General features: G+C 65.9%; 16 protein-coding genes and 1 CRISPR repeat array. Of the genes, 8 read left to right on the top strand and 8 right to left on the bottom strand.

Translation table 11 applies throughout. The features are described 5' to 3' along the window. The first annotated feature begins 136 nt into the window (after window positions 1–136). From rpsT to xylB, 5 genes are all read left to right on the top strand, one after another. A complete protein-coding gene (gene rpsT, locus J8I29_RS22790) occupies window positions 137–403 on the top strand; it encodes a 30S ribosomal protein S20 (protein ID WP_105863577.1) in 267 nt (88 codons plus the stop codon). Between the two features lie 932 nt (window positions 404–1,335). Continuing rightward, window positions 1,336–1,782, top strand: a complete 447-nt coding sequence (locus tag J8I29_RS22785; protein WP_105863578.1) for a rhodanese-like domain-containing protein — start codon at window positions 1,336–1,338, stop codon at window positions 1,780–1,782. Window positions 1,783–1,870: 88 nt separating this feature from the next. After that, window positions 1,871–3,376 (top strand): chromosomal replication initiator protein DnaA, encoded by a 1,506-nt coding sequence (gene dnaA / locus J8I29_RS22780; protein WP_105863579.1) that lies wholly within the window; start codon window positions 1,871–1,873, stop codon window positions 3,374–3,376. A gap of 112 nt (window positions 3,377–3,488) precedes the next feature. Beyond that, window positions 3,489–4,184 (top strand): hypothetical protein, encoded by a 696-nt coding sequence (locus J8I29_RS22775; RefSeq protein WP_209433407.1) that lies wholly within the window; start codon window positions 3,489–3,491, stop codon window positions 4,182–4,184. 111 nt (window positions 4,185–4,295) lie between these two features. After that, window positions 4,296–5,759 (top strand): xylulokinase, encoded by a 1,464-nt coding sequence (gene xylB / locus J8I29_RS22770; protein WP_348536131.1) that lies wholly within the window; start codon window positions 4,296–4,298, stop codon window positions 5,757–5,759. A 55-nt stretch (window positions 5,760–5,814) separates the two neighbouring features. On the opposite strand, the gene J8I29_RS22765 is transcribed toward xylB, so the two are convergent. The 7 genes from J8I29_RS22765 to hemC form a co-directional block, all read right to left on the bottom strand. Next, window positions 5,815–7,386 (bottom strand): Na+/H+ antiporter, encoded by a 1,572-nt coding sequence (locus J8I29_RS22765; protein WP_105863669.1) that lies wholly within the window; start codon window positions 7,384–7,386, stop codon window positions 5,815–5,817. A gap of 252 nt (window positions 7,387–7,638) precedes the next feature. Continuing rightward, window positions 7,639–8,085, bottom strand: coding sequence for a DsrE family protein (locus J8I29_RS22760; RefSeq protein ID WP_209433406.1), 447 nt, complete (start codon window positions 8,083–8,085; stop codon window positions 7,639–7,641). A gap of 56 nt (window positions 8,086–8,141) precedes the next feature. Beyond that, on the bottom strand, window positions 8,142–8,771 hold the full coding sequence (locus J8I29_RS22755; protein WP_209433405.1) for a hypothetical protein: 630 nt from the start codon (window positions 8,769–8,771) through the stop codon (window positions 8,142–8,144). Window positions 8,772–8,849: 78 nt separating this feature from the next. Further along, entirely contained in the window at window positions 8,850–10,511 is a 1,662-nt protein-coding gene (locus tag J8I29_RS22750) for a heme biosynthesis HemY N-terminal domain-containing protein (RefSeq protein ID WP_209433404.1), read from the bottom strand. Between the two features lie 7 nt (window positions 10,512–10,518). Then, complete coding sequence (locus J8I29_RS22745; protein ID WP_209433403.1) at window positions 10,519–11,850, bottom strand: hypothetical protein; 1,332 nt, start codon at window positions 11,848–11,850, stop codon at window positions 10,519–10,521. 216 nt (window positions 11,851–12,066) lie between these two features. After that, a complete protein-coding gene (locus J8I29_RS22740) occupies window positions 12,067–12,768 on the bottom strand; it encodes a uroporphyrinogen-III synthase (RefSeq protein WP_209433402.1) in 702 nt (233 codons plus the stop codon). Window positions 12,769–12,888: 120 nt separating this feature from the next. Beyond that, complete coding sequence (hemC, locus tag J8I29_RS22735; protein ID WP_209433436.1) at window positions 12,889–13,812, bottom strand: hydroxymethylbilane synthase; 924 nt, start codon at window positions 13,810–13,812, stop codon at window positions 12,889–12,891. A gap of 273 nt (window positions 13,813–14,085) precedes the next feature. On the opposite strand from hemC, the gene cas9 reads away from it, so the two are divergent. Genes cas9 through cas2 form a run of 3 tightly spaced genes read left to right on the top strand, consistent with a single transcriptional unit; the run spans window position 14,086 to window position 18,625 of the window. Continuing rightward, a complete protein-coding gene (cas9, locus tag J8I29_RS22730; protein WP_245197261.1) occupies window positions 14,086–17,361 on the top strand; it encodes a type II CRISPR RNA-guided endonuclease Cas9 in 3,276 nt (1,091 codons plus the stop codon). Between the two features lie 5 nt (window positions 17,362–17,366). Continuing rightward, window positions 17,367–18,290 carry a type II CRISPR-associated endonuclease Cas1 gene (gene cas1, locus J8I29_RS22725; RefSeq protein WP_245197260.1) on the top strand — a complete coding sequence of 308 codons (924 nt, stop codon included), beginning with the start codon at window positions 17,367–17,369 and terminating at the stop codon, window positions 18,288–18,290. Further along, window positions 18,287–18,625 (top strand): CRISPR-associated endonuclease Cas2, encoded by a 339-nt coding sequence (gene cas2, locus J8I29_RS22720; protein ID WP_245197259.1) that lies wholly within the window; start codon window positions 18,287–18,289, stop codon window positions 18,623–18,625. Before cas1 ends, cas2 begins: the two co-directional genes overlap by 4 nt. A 72-nt stretch (window positions 18,626–18,697) precedes the next feature. After that, a CRISPR array of direct repeats spans window positions 18,698–20,711; the repeat unit is 36 nt; unit sequence AGAATAGCGTTTCAGAGATCGCGGTCCAGCGGCAAC. A gap of 99 nt (window positions 20,712–20,810) precedes the next feature. Here the strand turns inward: cas2 and J8I29_RS22715 are convergent. After that, on the bottom strand, window positions 20,811–21,047 hold the full coding sequence (locus tag J8I29_RS22715; protein WP_209433400.1) for a hypothetical protein: 237 nt from the start codon (window positions 21,045–21,047) through the stop codon (window positions 20,811–20,813). Window positions 21,048–21,177: the final 130 nt, after the last annotated feature.

Below are 21,177 nucleotides of genomic sequence, written 5' to 3'. Positions count from 1 at the left end.
CCATTGGGATGTAAAGAGCCGCCTTCCAATAGCGAGCGCCGACAGCGCCCGCGGCTTATCATTTTCAGGCAACGCACGGCCTTTCGGCGATCTTTCGGGATCGTTATGGATGCGGCCGGCTTAACAGGCAGGGATCATGGCCAATACGAAGTCGGCCAAGAAGGCTACGCGCAAGATCGAAGTGCGCACCGCAGTGAACAAGGCGCGCCGCTCGCGTATGCGCACCTTCATCCGCAATGTCGAGGAAGCCGTGGCTGCCGGCGACCAGGCCAAGGCTGTCGCCGCGCTCAAGAGCGCCGAGCCGGAAATCATGCGCGCTGCCCAGAAGGGCGTGCTGCCGGCCAACACGGCATCGCGCAAGGTGTCGCGCCTGGCCCATGCCGTGAAGAAGCTCAGCGCCTGAGCCGAACGGCGGGACATCGATAGGGCAGGCGACCAAGCCGCTTTATTTAGGTTCCCTTAGGTGAAGAAACCCGGCCTTCGAAGCCGGGTTTTTTGTTGCCTGCCTCCCCCCGGCCGAAGGAACGTGCCGGGTGCAGGCGGGCAGCCCTTTCGGCGCCGCGCGCCATCGTTCCGGTCCCGTCCTCTCTTGGTCCGGCGTTGCCGCCGCCCTCTGCCGGGAGCGTCCGGGACCTTCGGACCCGGTATAGCCCTACCAAAAAGCGCCACTCAGGATTGTCATTGTCTCGTAACAATATTTCGCAATAAAGGTATTATTGTACTCATGATGATGGACTGGGCAATCTTTCCCCTTGACTCAAGGTTTGGCTGCCACAGCCATTTGCCCTCTTTGGTCGGTCAAAATTTTTCTTTATATTTCATAAGCTTATGGGATAAGAGAAAAGCAGCCCGGCGCCCGTCCGGGCGCGACCCGGGCAAAATACGAAGCCTCGCAATCTTTACGCATCCGAAATGAATATTTTTGAGTCATTTTGCCGCCTCCATGATTCCGTCGACTCCTCAACATCTTGCGGCTGCGGCGGCGAAGGCAGCCGCCGTCCGAATCGGGAACATTGAGGGGCCATTAACGAATCATTGAGATTTGCCTGTTGCACCCGACAGGGCCGGTTCGGTATGTTTTTTCTCGGAACGGGTCATGTGTAGGTTCCTTCCCGATATTGCGAGCGGACGTCCGTCCATCCCGGGGCATCGGTGAGGTTTGCTTTAATGGCTGTGTATAGTTTTGAAAACAGTAAGGTAACGGCGTCAGCATTCGCTTGCTGCTTTTGAGACCAATAATGAGGTGGACCTTCTGGTGAAGTGTCCCATGCCGGCATTACACGGCATGTTGTGTATAATACGAACGAAGTCTGAAGAAGACGGAATTGGGGTGTCATGTCGTCGGGGTGGTTGAATGACTATGCGGGAGACGTTTCGGCGCAGGAAGCCTATGAGCTCCTCAGCCAGCAGCCTAAGGCACAGCTTGTCGATGTCCGTACCCGGGCCGAATGGTCGTTCGTTGGCGTTCCCGACCTCTCCGCGCTCGGCAAGGAACCCGTCCTGGCCGAGTGGCAGCGCTATCCCAGCATGGAAGTCGCTTCCGATTTCGTCTCCCAACTCGAGCGCGAACTCGAGCGCCGCGGCGTCGGACAGGACCAGCCCGTCCTCTTCCTCTGCCGTTCGGGCGCTCGTTCGCTCGCGGCCGCCCAGGCCATGTTGGCCGCCGGCTGGAAGGGCGCGCGCAACATAGCCGCGGGCTTTGAAGGTCCGATGGATGCCTCACGGCATCGTGGCAGCGTCGAAGGCTGGAAAGCCTCCGGCTTGCCCTGGATCCAGTCCTGAAAAGCCAATTCGCGCTCTGCCGCCGCCGGTCCGGGACCGGGAAAGGCCGGAGCTGTTTCTTGAACTCATTTTGCCAGACGATAGCCCTATGACCTCGAGCGAGCGCCTGTCAGTCATTGCCAGCCAGACTGCAAAAACGGTTTCCGGCCTGGATTCCGATTCCTCCGTCGCCGATGGCGCGATTCAGCCGGCAGCGGCCTGGGATCGCGTCAAGCGCCGCCTGCGCGCCGAATATGGCGAGGACGTGTTTTCCAGCTGGTTCGCCCGCCTGGAACTTGATGCCGTCGTCGACGAAACCGTGAGCCTGTCGGTACCGACCCGCTTCCTGCGCAGCTGGATTCAGGCTCACTACATCGACAAGATCCTCGGCCTGCTGTCGGCCGAGCTGCCCGGCACGGCCCATATCGCGCTCAACGTCCGCACCGCGGTGGCCCGTCCGCCGGCGGCGCGCGATGCCGCGCCATGCCCCAAATCCGTCGGCGAGTCGGTGGCCGCCAAGCCCGCCGTTCCTTTCCTGCGGGCAGTCGAGACCCCGGCGCGCGAAGACGATCTCGCCGGCTCTCCCCTCGATCGCCGCATGTCGTTCGAGGCTTATTTCATCGGCCGCTCGAACGCGCTCGCCCACGCCGCCGCCCTGCAGGTCGCCAAGGCCGGCGCCGCCGATCCGCTGCCCTATAATCCGCTCTTCATCCATGCCTCGGTGGGGCTGGGCAAGTCGCATCTGATCCAGGCCATCGCCCATCAGTCGGAGGCCCAGGGCAAGCGCGCGCTCTATCTCACCGCCGAGCGCTTCATGTATGGCTTCGTCGCCGCGCTGAAGGCGCAGACGGCGATCGCCTTCAAGGAGAAGCTGCGCGCCATCGACCTGCTCGTCATCGACGATTTGCAGTTCCTGGCCGGCAAGTCGATCCAGCAGGAGTTCTGCCACACGCTCAACGCCCTGATCGATGGCGGCAAGCAGGTCGTGGTGGCGGCGGACCGCCCGCCGGCGGATCTGGAGACCCTGGACGAGCGCGTCCGTTCGCGCCTTTCGGGCGGCCTGGTGGTTGAGATCGGCTCGCTCGACGAGGAGCTGCGCATCAAGATCCTCAAGGCCCGCATCGAGGCGGCCCGCGCCCATCACGCCAATTTCGACGTGCCCGACAATGTCGTGGCCTATGTCGCCCATCAGGTCACGACCAATGGCCGCGACCTCGACGGCGCCGTCAACCGCCTGCTCGCCCACTCCGCCCTGTCCGGCTCGGGCATGTCGCTCGAGACCGCCGAGGCCGCGATCCGCGACCTCGTCAAGAACCGCGAGCCGCGCCGGGTCAAGATCGAGGATATCCAGCGCATCGTCGCCAAGCACTACAATGTCAGCCGAGCCGACATTCTCTCCCTGCGCCGTACCGCCACGGTGGTGAAGCCGCGCCAGGTCGCGATGTATCTCGCCAAATCGCTGACGCCGCGTTCCCTGCCCGAAATCGGCCGCCGCTTCGGCGGGCGCGACCACACCACGGTGCTGCATGCCGTGCGCAAGATCGAGGGCCTCGTCGGCAAGGATACGGGCCTGGCCGAGGAAGTGGATCTGCTGCGCCGGCTGCTGTCGGAATAGAACGCCGGGGATTTGGTTGCGGCGGGAGCCGGGCGATCATCGCGCATCTTGCCATCGGCCAAGCATGGGCTTAACCCAGTTCCTGCTCGCTGCGGGAACTGGAGGTGGATCTATGGCTCGACCGGTGCGGACGAATTCGCTCTCGTCTCCGGCCGCATGCATCCGCTGGCTCGCCTGTCTGGCGGCACTGGCCGTGCCGGGCGCCGGCCATGCCCAGGGCAGCGCTCAAGACGATGATCAGGGCATGGGCGTCCTGAAGGTCTTCATGACGAGCCAGGCCTATCGGGACATCACGGCCCGGGCCCTTTCAGGCATCCCGCCAGCCATCTTCACCCGCTGCGCGACTCTGGTGGCGCGGGATTCCTCCGTCACCATCCTTCAGCCCGTATCCGCCGGCCCGCAGGGCAGCCCGGTTGCGGGACGATGGAAGCAAGCCTTTCCGGTCAGCGGCTGCGGCAACGACACCGTGCTCAATCTCTATTTCTCGGTGGGGGCCGATGGTAAACCCCAGGCTGGCGCCGCCTTGCCCGGCACCACACTCGCCGATCCTCTCCTCCAGCGCGACGCGCTGCTCTATGCCAATCTCGGCGCTACGCGCGCCGTGGCCGACTGCAAGAATTTTCTGGTGATCGATACCAGGGCCCCGGCGTCAGGCACGCCGCCGGGAGCAGGCCGTCTCAAGGCACCCTGGTCCGAAACCTGGACGCTGAGCGGCTGCAATCGCAAGGTCGATGTCCGCATGGACTTCATCCCCGATTCCACCGGCACGACGATCGCGCCGCGCGACGCAGTGATCCGGCCCGACTGATGTCGGCCGGGCCGGCGCCGCCATCTTCCCCCTTGCATCGCCTGCGCGATCCGGGCAAAGGCGCAAACGACCCTTTGTTTCGGCGCTGCCTGCGGTGTCCAACAGATTGAGATGATCGCCATGCTCTGTCTCGGCCTCGATATCGGAACTTCGGCCGTCAAGGCCGTCATCGTCGATGAACGCGAGACCGTGCTGGCCGAGAGCGAGCAGCCTCTTTCCCTGTCGCGGCCGGGGCCGGGACTGAGCGAGCAGAATGCCGATGACTGGATCGCGGCGATCGAAGCCATCCTGGCCCGCTGGCGGGCCGAGCAGCCTGCTTTGCTCGCCGGCGTTGAAGGCATCGGCCTGTCCGGCCAGATGCACGGCTCCGTCTGCCTCGATGCCGAAGACCGGCCGCTCGGTCCGGTGATGCTGTGGAACGACGGCCGCGCCGCCGCGGAGGCGGCCGAGCTCAACCGCGACCATCCCGACCTCGCCTGGCAGCTCGGCGTGCCGGCCGCCCCCGGCTTCACCGCCCCCAAACTGCTGTGGCTCGCCCGCCACCAGCCGGCATTGCGCGCCCGCCTGATGCGCGTGCTGCTGCCCAAGGACTTCGTGCGCCTGTGGCTGACCGGCGAGCATGTCAGCGAAATGTCGGACGCGGCGGGAAGCTGGTGGCTCGACCAGGCCAGGCGCGACTGGTCCGATGCCGCCCTGGCGGCGACCGGCGTCGAGCGCAGCCAGGTGCCGCGCCTGATCGAGGGGACGGAAATCTCTGGCCAGCTGCGTCCGGCGCTCGCCGCCCGCCTCGGCTTCAGGGCCGGCATTCCCGTCGCCGGCGGCGCGGGGGATGCCATGGCGGGCGCGGTCGGCATCGGCACCATTGCCGATGGCTCCTTCCTCTCCATCGGCACCTCCGGCCAGTTCTTCGTGCCCGGCACCGCCTATCGGCCCCTGCCCGACAAGTTCCTGCACACCTTCTGCCATGCCGTGCCCGGTCATTGGGTGCAGATGGCCGCCCTGCTCAACGGCGCCTCCTGCCTCGCCTGGGCCGCGGGGCTGGTGGGCGAGCCGATCGAGAGGCTTTTGGCCGACGTGGCCGCCCAGCCGCCAGGCCCGGGCCGCGTAATGTTCCTTCCCTATCTCGCCGGCGAGCGCACGCCCCACAACGATCCGGAGGCGACCGGCCTGTTCACGGGCATGACCGGCGGCACAGGCAAGGCCGACCTGATCCGCGCCGTGCTGGAGGGTGTCGCCTATTCCTTCGCCGACGCGGCGGCCTGCCTGGCCGAAGCCGGTACGCAGCTCAGCGAAGCGGCGGTCATCGGCGGCGGTGCCCGCAGCGCCTTGTGGGTGCAGATTCTCGCCGATGTGCTCGGCCTCAGGCTGAAGCGCTATCGCGGCGGCGAGAAAGGCCCGGCCTTCGGCGCGGCCCGCCTGGCGCGGGCCGCAGCCAGCGGGGAACCGATTGCCGCCATCGCCACCAAGCCCCCGATTCTCGACGTCGCCGAACCGCGCCCCGAGCTGACGCAGGCCTATGCCGAAAAGGTGGGCGCCTTCCGCCGGCTTTATCAGGCGACGAAGGCGGCGCGTTAGAGCAAGATGCGATTTCTCCGAATCGCGCTTTTCGCCGCCTCGTCGTGGCGGCCCCTCACGCGCTCCGCGCCGCCCCCGCGCTGAGATCGGCCCAGTCGAACTCTTCCTCCAGGACGTAATAGGCGTCGTCGCCGATCGCCCCCTCGCGCCGCAATTCGTTCGTCTTGAGCCGGGCGGCGGCGATCGCCCGCCGCCTGAGCGGATTGCCGGGCAGGTCGCCGATCTCCCCCTGCAACGGGCTTGCCTCGCTGAGCTCCACCACCGCCCCATATTCCTTGCACAGCAGCTTGGCGTGCTTGGACTCGTCGTTCTTGATCGCCTCGATCGCGGCGCGATAGGCCTCCGTGCGGGCCCATTTCACCTCCTGGCCGACCGGATCGCCGTCGCGCAGATTCATCCAGCGGATCAGCGGCTTGAGCGTGAGGCCCTGCAGGACGAGCGTGCCGAACACCACGCAGAAGGCGGTGAACAGGATGAGGTCGCGATAAGGAAACGGCGTGCCGTCGGCCAGGTGTTCGGGCAAGGCGAAGGCCGCGGCCAGGGTGACGATGCCGCGCATGCCGGCCCAGGAGATGACGATGCCGCCGCGCGCTGTCGGCCGTGCCATCGGCCGGGGCGGATGGAAGCCATAGCGGGAAATCTTGAAGCGGACGGCGGTGTTGTAGGTCATCACCCAGAGAAAACGCACCACGATGACCGTGGCCAGCACGGCCAGGGCGACGGCGCCATATTGGAGGCGCAGCCCCATGTCGAGCCGTTCCCAGATCGGGCGCAGTTGCAAGCCGATCAGCACGAAGGCGAAGGCGTTCAGCATGAACACCACCGTCTCCCACACCGCATAGACGGGCACGCGCAGCCGCGCCGGCATGGGGGCATCGCGCCGGCGGGCGATGGTCATGGCGTAGCAGACGATGGTGAGGATGCCGGACAGCCCCGCCGCTTCCGCCACGATCCAGACGCCGAAGGTGGTGGCGAACTGCACGATGACGGCGGTCGGCGCCTCGTCGAACCGCCCGATCACATAGGGAAAGGCCAGGCCCATGGCGATGCCCGCGGCAACAGAGCCGAACACCGTGATGAAGAAGGCCGGGCCGAGGCTGCCGAGGGTGATGCCGCCCGAAACCATGGCGATCACGGCGAGGCGATAGATCAGCAGGGCGCTGGCATCGTTGAGCAGGCTCTCGCCCTCGAGGATCTTGGTCAGGCGATGCGGCAGCTTGACCTGCCGGACGATCGCCGTGGCGGCGGCCGCATCCGGCGGCGCCACGATGGCGCCGAGCGCGATCGCGGCCGCCCAGGGCATGGCAGGCACCAGCCAGCGCGCGACCAGGGCGACGGCAAGCGTGGTGACGCCGACCGCGATCACGACGAGATTGGCGACCGGCACCCAATTGTCGCGCAGGTCCCGCAGCGACGTGTCATAGGCGGCATCCAGCAGTACGGGCGCCACGAACAGGGTCAGAGCCAGATGCGGATCCAGCGTCCATTCCGGGCTGTTGGGCAGGAAGGCGAGGCAGGCGCCGCCAATGGCGAGGAAGGTGGGATAGGGGGCGCCGAGGCGCCGGGCGAGGGTCGACAGCAAGGCCGCACCCAGCAACAGCAGAATGATCCACTCGAAGGTTTCCATCGCGACCTCGACATCGTCTCCCGGTTGCATCCGGCAGTTTGCCGAAAGCGTCAAGAGGACGAGACGCACCGGCCTGTGGCCAGCCGGAGGTTCCGCCCGGGCAGGTGGGTCCAATCGCCATTCCTGTCATGGAGGGGGCTTGCTCCCCCAAGGCGGCGCCAACGATGCGGACCGCCCGGAAAGAAGCGGATGGGGGTCCCCGGTTCCGCCAGGCACCGGTCGATTCGCCGGAGGTCCTGCCTTCTCGCCGAGCTAGGGCCGCAAATAGAGCCAGCCCTCGCTTTGGAGTTCGGCCAGCAGGACCACCCCGCCCTTCTCCGCCACCATAAAGCCCGGCAGCAGGTCGGAGAGGCCGAGCTTCATGCCGTCCATGGTGTGCCGGCAGGCGTGGAAGGCAACACCCTCCTGTACGAGCCGGCCGAAGCGCGTCTTGAAATCCGCATTGCCACTATCCGCACGGAAGGCCCGCAGGGCCGGACCATGCACCACCACGGCGAGCTTCACGCCATCGGGGCCGCCCATGCCATCGACATGGTTGCGCAGATTGCCAAGGACGAAACCCGCCTTCTCCAGATCGGCGAGGTGATAGGCGACGCGTGGCACCGGCTTGGCCTCGGCCGCAAGCGGGGCGCCGGAGCCTGCAACCAGAACGGCCGGACCACCTGCCAGCATGGCCCTCACCGCGGTTCTACGATCCATCGGGGCCTCCTGCGGAGCGCGGACTGCCAGTCCGCTCTCCTTTTCGTCAAAGCCGCTCATTGGCCCCGGCGCAGCATCGCCTTCTCGTCCTCGTCCCCGACCAGGGACAGGCAGTCGGTCAGCGCGGTGCGATCGAGCCGGAACAGCTTGTCGTCGGTGCCGAAGCGCTTGCGTTCGTCGCTGTCCTCGCTGTCGCTGCCGGCCTTCCAGATGCGCGCGCCGTCGGGAATGGCGACGAGGACGGATTTGTCGTCCTTGAGCCTGATGTCGATGGCGCCGCCATCGCAATCGACGCTGCAATGGGCGACGTTGGCCTTGGCTGCCGGCGCGCCCGAGGGGCCGATGGAACCGCAGCCGCCGAACGTCTCGAAATGCGTGCCGGCCTTGCGGAAAGTGACGCCCAGCGCGAGCGTATAGCCGGGATCGGCCCCCTCTTCCGCCGAACCCGCGACCAGCAGCGTCATGGTGCGCACGTTCTGCTGCGGATGACGGCCGAGATGCGGCGCGTCATAGGCCCGCCGGTAGCAGGCATGAATCTTGTCCTTGCCGATGACCCGGCCGAAGACCTGACGCTGGAAGGCTTCGTCCGGCGCCGAGCCGGCCGACCGGGCGTGCGGCGCCTCAGCCGCCATCAGGATGAGCACAGCTTGCGCCAGCAGAACACGCCTCAGCAAATGACGTTTCATGCGGCCCTCCGGACGACGATGCGCAGTTCGGAACATTCTACAACAGTGCGGGCGCGCTGTCCGTGCGCCCGCCCACTGTCAGCCATTGATCGGAAAGCGCACCACCCGGCTCGGCTCTTCCTCTCCCGTGCCGGGATCGTCCGGCACCGGATGGGACGGCACCACCGGCATGGGCGGCGGCGGGCGGCGCGGCGGCGGCTTCAACGGCTCGGGCTTGGGCGGCTCGGGCGACAGGACCTCGATCTTGGCGGGTTCGACCTTGACCGGCTCGATCCTGACGGGTTCGGCCTTGGCCGGTTCCACCGGGGCTGACGGCACTTCGGCGACGGGTTCCATCGGCGCCTGCATTGCCGGCGGCGTCTCCACCGGCTTGGCATGCGCTCCGACCAGCTTGGGCTGTTCGGGTTCGTCGACATCGGCCAGCACATCGTCGGCATAGGAGGCCGCCGGCGCGCCGAGGCGCTCGACCGGCGTCTTCCACTCGAAGGCGTCGATCCGGCCGGTAACGGGCGAGACCGGCAGCCAGACGTCGGAGACCATGCCGTCGGCGGTCCAGACCGGATCGCGGGGGGCCCGCACGGCGCGCGACAGCCATTCGCGCACCTTGCCGGTGGCGCCGTGCTCGGCCTCCTCGATATCGGCCATCAGCAGGCAGACGCGCTCGGTGGCACCCGACGCCAGCAAGGGTGCCAGCGCCGAGCGGGCAACCGCAAAGTCGCGGGCGGACAGGGCGGCGCGGGCCAGCGCGATCGCCGCCTCCGGATTGCCGGCCATCTGGGCGGCGAGGGTCTGGACGCGGGCGTAGCGGTCGCGGGCCGAATCGCCGAGCCGGACATTGGTATAGGCCTCGGCGATGTCGGGATGGGGCTGCAGGCGCCAGGCCGTCTCCAGCACCTTGGACGCCTTGCGGATATCGTTGCTTTCGGAGAGCAGCTTGGCCGCCAGCACAGCGGCGGGCACCAGCCCCGGAGCGAGCTTGAGCGCTTCGAGCGCGCTCGCCTTGGCGCCGGCACGATCGCGCTCGGCCTGCTCGATAGCCTGGGCGGTCAGCAGCACGGCGCGGTGGCGCTTGGCCGTTTCCTTGTCGATCAGGCGATGATTGGCGTTGCGGGCCAGGGTCGAGAGCGCGCCGCTCCAGTCCCTCTCGATCGACTGGAATTCGAGCAGGGCGGTCCCGGCCCAGGGCAAGGTCGGCGAGGTCTTCACCGCCTCGGCGGCGAGCTGACGGGCGGCATGGGCATCGCCGCGGCGCCGGGCCTCGACGAACAGGCCACGCAGGCCCAGCGGCTTGGTCTCGGCCTCCGAGAGCATGGCGCGGAAGGCGGCCTCGGCGCCGGCGCGATCGCCCGAAAGCTGCGAGGCCTGCGCTCGCAGGAGCAGGGCGAGAGGCTCGGAGCCGAGGATGCGCTCGGCATCGGAGGCCTGGCGCTGGGCTCGGCGAACATCGCCCGAGCCGACGGCGATCATACCCTGCGTCACCGCGTTGAAACCCTTGGAACGGCGGCGGGTGCGGAAATAGCCTGCGACATTGGCGGGCGAGCGCAGCAGCCAGCGCAGGAAACCGATGACGGCCATCAGTGCGCCGACCAGCACCAGCACGGCGACGGCGGCCCAGACCAGCTTCACCTTATAGGTGACCTGCCCCACAGTCAGGGCGACATCGCCCGGCCGGCCGGCCAGCAGATAGAGCCCGTAGGCCGCGAGAGCGAGAATGAGAACGGTGACGAGAGCCCGGATCATCGACGCCTCACGGTTGAGAGAATTTCTGCAGGGCGGCGCCGGTCTGCGCCTTGATCAAGGCCAGGGCTTCCGCAGTCGCCGAAGCCTCCGTCAGCCAGGCCGCCCCGGCCTGCTGGCCGGCCTCCGGCATCGCCTTGAAGGCCGCGATGGCCGCCGGCAGATCGCCCTGGTGCAAGGCCTTCGAGACCTTTTCGGCCGAGGCGACCGGATCGCCGTCCCCGCCTTCGCCCTCGCGCGTGACGGTGACGATATTGCCGAGGCTGGCGGTGATGCGGTCCATCACGCCCGCGTCGGGCGATAGCGGCTCGGGCTTGGGCGCGAGCGCTGCCTCGATCTTCGGCTTCAGCGCGTCATAGCTGGTGGCCAGGGCTTCGACCGAGGGCACCCCCGCCGAGGCCCGGCTCGCCAGCGGCGCCAGCGCCTCGGCATTGCCGCCGAGGCCGGTCGCCGTCTGCAATTCGGTGGCGAAGGGTTTGCCGCTGCGGATGGCATCGCTGAGTTGGCCGAGCGCCACGGCATAGGCGGCCGCCTTGTCCGGCGTGGCGCTCACCGTCTGCTTGACCTGCGCGACCTCCTGCGAAAGGCCGTTGGCGGCGGTGCCGACCTGGCGCAGGCTCTCGCCGAGGTTGGCGATCTCGCCTTCGGCCTTGGCGAGGCGTTCGGTCAGGCCCGAAATGTCGGGGCCGGGAGATGGGGACGCCGGCGCGGACGAGCCGGCGGCGCTCGCCGCCTTCTGGGCCTCGCCCGCGAGAGAGAGGGCATTGCTTGCCGCTTCCTGCGTCGTCTTGACGCCGGCTTCGAGAGCGGCGAGGCGGCTGAGCGCCTCGTCCGTGCTCTTTCTGGCGGCAGCGGCGTCCTGCTCGGCAATGGCGAGCCGGGAGGCCAGTCCGTCATCACCGCCGCTCTTGCCGAGTGGGACGAGGTCGAGGGCGCCAGCCAGCACCACCAGCACGCCACCGGCGATACCGCCTATCAGCGCTGCAGCGAGGACCGGCAGGCCCGAGCGTGGCGGCGGGGGCGCGGGTGGGGGCGAAATTTCGCGGTCATGCCGGGGCGGGGGAGCGGCAGCCTCCGGTCCGGCGGCCGCCTCGGTGCGCGGCGCATCGCTGCCGGCCTGTTCGCCATCGGCGGAGGCACGCGCCCAGATGGACGGGCCCGTCGTCTCCCCCGCTTCTGCGGCGCTGGCGAAGTCGGTCTCGCCGGTCTTCGGCGTTTCGGCGGCGACGGACTGCGCCTCGACGGCAGAGTCGGGCGTGACGGCGGGCGCTTCCTCGCCGGCGGCCTGCGGAGGCGGCGGTGTCGACGCTGCCGGCGATTCGGTGACTTCCGTGGCGCTCAAATCCAACGTCGCGGGGCCGAGGCCTGCGCTTTTCTGCTTTTTCGGCCTGCCTTGCGTGCTGTCTTCCCGTGCCATGCGACCCCCATGGAGACCCCCAACAAGCCCAGCCTATAACATGAAAACCCGACAAGCCAATTTGCCCGAACCGAAGCGGGCTAAACCGTGTCCGGCGTCACGGCGTCCGGAAACGGTGGGCCTCGGCGATCTGGAATCACCCTAGATCAAGGCCAGCAGCGCGTCCTCCTCCGGGCGCTCCGGAAAGACGACCTCGGCGGCGCCGGTGGCCGACATCACCTCGGCCACCTTGCGCGACAGGCACAGATGCCGCACCGGCAGCTGTGCCACGGCCTCGGCTCCGCCTGCGCAGGCGATGAAGGCTTCCGCCGTACGCGCCGAATAATGCAGCACGCCGTCGATCTCCCCTCCAGACAGAGCGGCCGCGACCTCCGGCCGGAACCCCATCGCCTGATGCGCCCTGTAGACGACGGCGAGCTCGATGCGGTGTCCCATCGCTCCCAGGGTCCCGACGAGATCGCCGGTCCGGTCGGCCCCCGCCAGATAGAGAGCCCGGTGAGGTTCGCGCCAGGCCTGGCGGACATGGGCGATCAGGCTTGCGACGTCGCGACCGAAGATCTCGACGTCCATAAAGCCCATGGCGCGGGCGACGGCCCCGGTGCGGCGGCCCACCGCGATCAGGGGCGTGGCGGTGAGCCCATGGAATTCCGGCCGCTCGTGGACAGCGGCCAGGGCATTGCCGCTGGTGACGATGAGGGCATCGAACCGCCCCGCCGGCAGGGCATCGCCCCCGAACACGATCTCCAGCATCGGCTCGACCAGCGGTTCGTGACCGAGCCGCACGAGGACCTGCGCCGTCTGCCTTGCTTCCTCGATCGGCCGGGTGACGAGTATGCGCGCCATGTTAGTCTCTCCGCCGAAAAGTCACCGCCCGCGCCATCCATGCAGCAGGATGAGGCATTCCGGCAGGCGCCGCGGCCCGCCCTCCGCGGGCAATCCTAACGCTCACACACGCCGCGGCCGTCAGCTGGCAAAGAACCCCTCGCCTCCTCGGGCGCGCAGTTCCTCGCCGGCCGAGCGTCCGAGCGCCTCGGCCTCTTCGACGCCGCCGCTGCGCCGGGCTTCGTGCACCTCGCTGCCGTCCGGCTTGAGAATGAGGCCGCGAAAGCGGATGGCGTCCCCCTCCACCACGGCGTGGCCGGCGATCGGGGTGCGGCAGGAGCCGTCCAGCACGGTGAGGAACGCCCGCTCCAGCGCCACGGCGAGATGGGTGTCGCGATGGTCGATGCCGGCGACATGACGGTTGGTTTCGCCATCGTCAGCCCGGGTCTCCAGGCAGATCGCCCCCTGGCCGACGGCAGGCAGGAAGTCTTCCTCGGACAGGATGGCGCTGGCATGGGCGAGGAGGCCGAGACGCTTCAGGCCGGCCACGGCCAGCAGCGTGGCATCGGCCTGCCCTTCGGCGAGCTTGCGCAGGCGCGTCTCGACATTGCCGCGGAACAGCACTGTCTTGAGATCGGGCCTGAGATGCTTGACCTGGGCCTGGCGCCGCAGCGCCGCCGTGCCGACCACGGCGCCCTGCGGCAGCGCGGCGAAGGAGGCGATACCGGGCGCGATCAGCGCATCGCGAACATCCTCGCGCTCCAGAAAGCCCGCCAGCACGAGGCCGTCGGGCAGCGCGGTCGGCATGTCCTTGCAAGAATGCACGCCGATATCGACCTCGCCGTCTTCCAGCGCCCGCTCGATCTCCTTGGTGAACAGCCCCTTGCCGCCCACTTCCGACAGCGGCCGGTCACGGATCATGTCCCCGGAGGTCTTGATCACCCGGATTTCGATACGCTCGGGCGCGATCTCCAGGAGACCGGCAAGCAAGGCCTGCGTCTGCCGGGCCTGCGCCAATGCAAGCGGACTGCCTCGCGTGCCGAGGCGCAACAGAATGGACACGATCGAACGTCTCTCCGGATAAGCTCTGTCTCATCCCAAATAAAAAGGCAGCGCCGGAGCGCTGCCCTTATCTGGTGCAGACTGGCTGCTTGTTAACCGCCAGACCGCGATCTCTGAAGGCTTCAGAATAGCGTCTCCATGGCAGGCGTCAATTCCCTATATGCCTTTGCTCAAAATCCAACCTCCATAACGCTGCTGTCACGCGGGGCATCAATAGGATCCTGCCGAGGTCCGCAGGAACGCTGCAGCCCTTACTTCGGTTGGGGAGCTGAAAAATTGAATACCCTGAAATCTCTCCGTTGGCGGCTCGGCATCGATCTCGGCACGAACTCGCTCGGCTGGGCGGCCGTGCGGCTGGACGCCGACGGTGCTCCCGATCACGTGATCGCCGCAGGCTCGCGCATCTTCGCCGATGGCCGCGATCCCAAATCCGGGGCGTCCCTCGCCGTGGACCGGCGGGCAGCGCGCGCTATGCGGCGGCGGCGAGATCGCTTCAAGCAACGCCAGGCCGCCTTACTGAAGCATCTCACACTTACCGGCCTGTTTCCGGCCGATGCCGTCGAACGCAAGGCGCTGGAAGGACTCGATCCCTTCGCACTGCGGGCGCGGGCTCTCGACGAGCCGCTGCCGCTGCATCATGTCGGGCGGGCGCTGTTTCACCTCAACCAGCGACGCGGCTTCAAGTCGAACCGCAAGGCCGATCGCGGCAAGGACAATGAGGACGGCAAGATCCGGATCGGCGTCAACCGTCTCTATGATGCCATGGAGGAGGCAGGCGCCGAAACGCTTGGCGCCTATCTGCACCGGCGCCGGGTTTTGGCGGAAGACGCCAACACCATTCCCGGCGTGCGGGCTCGCCTCAAACCGGGAGCGGCAGAAGGCTACGACTTCTATCCCTACCGGCGGATGCTGGAGGAGGAATTCGAAACGATCTGGGCCCGTCAGGCGCCACATCATCCCGCAGCCCTTACCGAGGAGAATCGCAAGCGGGTGTTCGAGGTGATCTTCCATCAGCGCCCGCTGAAGAAGCCGCGCATCGGCACTTGCACGCTGGTGCCGGGCGAGGAACGCCTGCCCAAGGCCCATCCCCTGTTCCAGGCCCGCCGCCTCCTGGAAGAGCTGAATGCTCTCAAGATCGTGCTGCCTGGCGAGACGGCGCGTGCCCTGACGCGCCAGGAACGCGACCTGCTCTATCTCAAGCTCAAGGACAAGCGCACAGTCGGCTTCGACAATCTTCGCACCAAGGTGCTCAAGCTCGACCCGGAGGCTCGCTTCAACAAGGAAAGCGACAACCGCAAGGAGTTGAAGGGTGCCGAAGTGGCCGCCGAACTCGGCACCAAGACCCGCTTCGGCCCACGCTGGGCGCATTTGTCGCCGGAGAGGCAATGGCAGGTGATCGATCGCATCCGCGAACAGGAGAGCGACGAAGACGAGGCCGCCCTGCTTGCCTGGTTGCTGGCGGAGCACGGCCTTTCGCCCGAACAGGCCGAGGCGACGGCGCGAGCCCGCCTGCCGGAGGGGTTCGGACGCTTCGGCCCCACCGCGACAGCGAGACTGATCGAGGCGCTGCGGGCCGAGGTGATCGTCTATAGCGAAGCGGTGGCGAAGGCCGGGCTCGGCCATCATTCGGATTTTCGCACCTGCGAATTCTGGCGCAACGACAAGGGCGAGATCGAGCTGCCCTATTATGGCGAGCCGCTGGAACGCTTCATCATGCCGGGCTCCGCCGATCCCGGCGAGAACGACGACGCATTGCGCATCGGCCGCCTCACCAATCCGACCGTGCATATCGGCCTCAATCAGTTGCGCCGCGTGGTCAATGCCCTGATCCGACGCTACGGCCCGCCCGAGGAAATCGCCATCGAGCTGGCGCGGGAGCTCAAGCTCGACGACGAGAAGAAGCGCGAGGTGAATACACGCAACCGCCAGAACCGGGAAGCGGCGGAGAAGCGATCGCTCAAGCTGAGGGAAATCGGCAAGGACGACAAGGGCGGCAACCGCAACCTATTGAAATTGTGGGAGGAATTGAACCGCGAGAATGTGCTCGACCGGCGCTGCCCCTATTCCGGCCGGCAAATCTCGATCGAGATGCTGTTCAACGGCACGGCGGAAGTCGATCACATCCTGCCGTTCAGCGCGACTTTGGACGATTCCAACGCCAACAAGACGGTGTGCCTGCGCGAGGCCAACCGCATCAAGCGCAATCGCTCGCCCACCGAAGCGGCCGCCGATCTCGCCGCCAAATTCGGCCCTGACGCCGAGTGGGAGGCGATTGCCGCCCGCGCCGCTCTATTGTCGCGCGAAAAACGCTGGCGCTTCGAGCCGGACGCCCTCTCGCGCTTCGAGGGTCAGGGCGGTTTCTTGGCTCGACAGCTCACCGATACCCAATATCTCTCGCGCTTGGCGCGCGAATACCTCTCCGCCCTCTATCCCGGCTCGGGCGAGGGCAGTTCCAAGGTCTGGGTCTCGCCCGGACGGCTGACGGAGATGCTGCGGCGGAGCTGGGGCCTCAATTCGCTGCTGCCCGACCACAATCTGGCGGGCGGCGCCGACCAGCCCAAGAACCGGCGCGACCATCGCCACCACGCCATCGATGCTTTGGTGATTGCGGTGACGGACCGGGGCCTGCTCAGCCGCATTGCACGCGAGGCCGGGCAGCGCGGCCACGAGGCGGCTAACCGCGTGACCGCCGACCTTCCCGAGCCATGGCAAGGCTTCAGCGAGGAAGCGCGGCAAGTGATCCGCTCCATCGTCGTCAGCCACCGGGCCGATCATGGCACCGTGGCCAGGCAGGGCGGCAGCGGCGCCACCGCCGGCCGCCTGCACAACGACACCGCCTATGGCCTCACCGGCGAGAAGGATGGACGCGGCAACGATATCGTGGTTCACCGCGTGCCCTTGTCAGCCTTGAAAGCGGCTGGCGACATCGAGGCTGTGCGCGACCCCGATCTCAAGGCAGCACTGCTAGCCTGGACCCGAGGCCTCGACGGCAAGGCCTTCGAGACGAGGCTGCTGCAATTTCCAGAACTCGGCCCGCTACCCTTCCGCCGCATCCGGCGCCTGCGCGTGGTCGAGCCGCTCCGGGTGATTCCGATCTGCGACAGACAGGGCCGCGCCTATAAGGGCTACAAGGGCGATTCCAACTATCGCTACGATGTCTGGGAGCTAAAGGACGGCAAATGGATGGCCGAGGTCGTGTCGATGTATGACGCCCATCAACCCGGCTGGACCTCGGCGATCCGGCGCGACAATCCGACGGCACGTAAAGTGCTGTCACTGCACCAGAACGACATGCTTGCAATCGAGCCGGATGGCGGGGAGCGCAAACTGGCCCGTGTGGCGAAATTCGGCCAGAACGGTCAGATCACCTTGGTGGAGGCGCACGAAGCAGGAGACCTGAAACGCAGGGATGCGACCCCCAACGATCAGGATCCTTTCAAATATTTCTCTCCCGGGCCGGGGGGATTGAAGCGAGTGAAAGCCCGGCAGGTTCGTATCGACGCACTCGGCCGTGTCTGGGACCCCGGCCCGCGTGCGCACAGACAAGCCTGACCATCATGGAGAGGATCGTCGACATCGCCACCGATGGTCGCCATCTCCACGCCCTGCGCGGCTTCCTGGTCGTGAGCGAGGGTCGGCAGGAGGTCGGCCGCGTCCCGCTCGACGACATTGCCGCCGTCATCGTCCATGCCCATGGCACGACCTGGACGACCAATCTGGTGGTCGCGCTGGCCGAACGAGCGGTACCAATGGTCCTATGCGCCGCCAATCATGCGCCGGTGGCGGTGTGCCTGCCGCTCGATGGACATCACGGCCAGAATGCGCGCATGCGGGCGCAATGGGAGGCTGGGCGCCCGCTCGCCAAGCAGCTCTGGCGTGAGATCGTCATCGCAAAGATCCGCTGGCAGGCGGCCGTGCTGGAGGCGCGCGGGACGGAAGCCGGCGCCTTCGAGATGCTGGTTCGACGGGTGCGCTCCGGCGATCCCGACAATATCGAGGCACAGGCCGCCCGGCGCTACTGGCCGCTGCTGATGGGCGAGGAGTTCCGGCGCGACCGGGACGCAGGCGGCGCCAACGGTTTGCTCAATTACGGCTACACCATCCTGCGCTCGCTGCTTGCCCGGAGTGTGGTGGCCGCCGGCCTGCATCCCTCCATCGGCATCCATCACGCCAATCGCGGCAATGCCTTCGCCCTGGCCGACGATCTGGTCGAGCCATTCCGGCCGCTGGTCGATGCGCTCACCCTGCAGTTGCTGGCGCAGGGTTGCCAGGAGGTGACCCCTCCTGCCAAGCGGGCTTTTGCCGGACTCATCGCCCTCGACCTTACCGGCGAGAACGGCACCACGCCCGTCTCGGCGGCGGCCACCAGGCTCGCCCAATCGCTCGCGCGTTGCTTCGAAACCGGAAACTCGAACGAACTGGTGCTGCCCAGGCCGCCCTCCCCCATTGAACTCACAGGGTTGGGAGCCCTGATGACATGATCCCCACCCAGCTCAACGGGTACCGCCTTATGTGGATCTTCGTAATGTTCGATCTGCCGGTGACGACCAAGGCGCAAAGCCGAGCGGCCACCAAATTTCGCGAATATCTGCTCGATGAAGGATTCGAAAAGAGCCAGTTTTCGGTCTATGCTCGCTTCTGCAACGGAAAGGAGCAGTTCGAAGCCTATCTCAGACGGATCCAGGCCAATCTTCCGGATCGCGGCGATGTGCACATCCTCACCTTCACGGACAAGCAGTATGAGAACATCGTGCGCTTCTCGGGCCAGCGCCGGAAACGGCAGAAGAAAAACCCCGATCAACTGGCACTTTTCTAGGTCGAATCTGCATTTCGCAATCCTCGACGAGACCGATATTTCCTTTGTTTCCAAAAGGATATCGACTCATCGAGAATAGCGTTTCAGAGATCGCGGTCCAGCGGCAACCAGGCTCGGTCTGCACGTTCTTGAAGGGCTAGAATAGCGTTTCAGAGATCGCGGTCCAGCGGCAACTGTGGTCTCGTTCTTGAAACGATCCATCTTAGAATAGCGTTTCAGAGATCGCGGTCCAGCGGCAACTCTTCCTGCCCGTTGCTAGTTGCGGTTGGGAGAATAGCGTTTCAGAGATCGCGGTCCAGCGGCAACATACCAACTGATCACCAGCAAAAAGGTGATAGAATAGCGTTTCAGAGATCGCGGTCCAGCGGCAACGGGTATGATTTTGCAGCGGAATATTTTAAAAGAATAGCGTTTCAGAGATCGCGGTCCAGCGGCAACGCGCACCGGCATGTGCTCGACGCAGACAGCAGAATAGCGTTTCAGAGATCGCGGTCCAGCGGCAACACGGTTCTGTTCGGGGTCTTGGCCATCAAAGAATAGCGTTTCAGAGATCGCGGTCCAGCGGCAACTGCGGCACTTCGATTGTGCCGTTAATCAAGAGAATAGCGTTTCAGAGATCGCGGTCCAGCGGCAACAACGAGGTGTCAGTGCCATCGGTACCCGTGAGAATAGCGTTTCAGAGATCGCGGTCCAGCGGCAACTCCAGTGGACGCGTCCACCATGTACGGAATAGAATAGCGTTTCAGAGATCGCGGTCCAGCGGCAACGCATCACGATATTGCCTGATGACGAATACGAGAATAGCGTTTCAGAGATCGCGGTCCAGCGGCAACCATCGAGGCACGCGTACACCAGCCTTGGTAGAATAGCGTTTCAGAGATCGCGGTCCAGCGGCAACCGCGTGAGGCCGTCGGGAAGAGCGACCAGGAGAATAGCGTTTCAGAGATCGCGGTCCAGCGGCAACTCCGGCGTGCAGCTCAACCTGCAGCTTGGCAGAATAGCGTTTCAGAGATCGCGGTCCAGCGGCAACCTTCTGACAGGTATGTCGCGGAAGAGGACGAGAATAGCGTTTCAGAGATCGCGGTCCAGCGGCAACTTGCATGGACTGCTGACGATGTTCGTGCGCAGAATAGCGTTTCAGAGATCGCGGTCCAGCGGCAACGAGCAGTTCGAGCGGAACTATGAGGTCTACAGAATAGCGTTTCAGAGATCGCGGTCCAGCGGCAACTAGGAGGCGTGAGATGGCAACAAAGTGGTAGAATAGCGTTTCAGAGATCGCGGTCCAGCGGCAACGGGCGAACGCTCTTGCGCTCCTGGCAATCTAGAATAGCGTTTCAGAGATCGCGGTCCAGCGGCAACAAAGCTGTCCTTGGCCAACGCCTTCTGCTGAAGAATAGCGTTTCAGAGATCGCGGTCCAGCGGCAACCGAGACTCTAGCATCTGCGCATCGTCAGGGAGAATAGCGTTTCAGAGATCGCGGTCCAGCGGCAACGACGCGGCCAGCCCCACGACATAGACATTGAGAATAGCGTTTCAGAGATCGCGGTCCAGCGGCAACTTGAATTCGCCTCGCGCCTTTGGGCTCTCCAAGAATAGCGTTTCAGAGATCGCGGTCCAGCGGCAACTCAAAGGTGCTGTGCGCCTTCCACGCTTCGAGAATAGCGTTTCAGAGATCGCGGTCCAGCGGCAACCCCATCTGGTTCGGCTCAATTGCCTCGAGAGAATAGCGTTTCAGAGATCGCGGTCCAGCGGCAACTGATAGTGCGGGCGCTCTCGCGCTTCACCTAGAATAGCGTTTCAGAGATCGCGGTCCAGCGGCAACTCAGGTTGATCGCCGCCGATTGCGTCAGGAAGAATAGCGTTTCAGAGATCGCGGTCCAGCGGCAACCCCGCCTGGCTGGTCTCCGAAGAGCAAGGCAGAATAGCGTTTCAGAGATCGCGGTCCAGCGGCAACCGTCGCGAGGCCCTGGCGCTGGTGATGAGCAGAATAGCGTTTCAGAGATCGCGGTCCAGCGGCAACGCATCTACCAGATGGTGCACGACGGTTCGGAGAATAGCGTTTGAGAGATTGCGGTCCAGCAGCAACTGACGCGCGCCGCTGCTAGCCAGGCAGAGAAGAATAGGCCGCTTCCCGAGTTGGTACCGAACAATTGCAACGTTTCGGAGGCTGGGCGGCCGTCTGCGCCTAGTGCCGCACCGGGGGTTCGCTCCCGGTGGTGGCGAGCCAGAGGCCGAGGGCGGTATGCAGGGCCTCGGCGGCTTCGGGCGAGAGGGGCACCTTCAGGACGGCGTCCCCGTCGAAATGGAATTCGGCCAGCACGAAGCTGCCGCTGGGAGGCGAGGCGAGGCGCAGCAGGCTGGTCAATACCGGCGCTTCGATCGCTCCGCTCTTGCCGTCGAGGTCATCGATATCATCCATCATGTCGACCTACCTTGTTCCCTGGCCCAAGCGCGTTCTCGCGGCACTGTCGGTGTTCGGCGTGAGATCGGCGTGAAACACCGGCCCGCTCAGCGGGCCTGCATCACACGAAATTCGGCCTTGTCCAAGCCGC

The organism is Labrys sp. LIt4 (assembly GCF_017813775.1).
Lineage (GTDB): Bacteria > Pseudomonadota > Alphaproteobacteria > Rhizobiales > Labraceae > Labrys > Labrys okinawensis_A.
The sequence above is the reverse complement of the archived record's forward strand: the minus strand, read 5'-3'. Positions and strand labels throughout refer to the sequence as shown.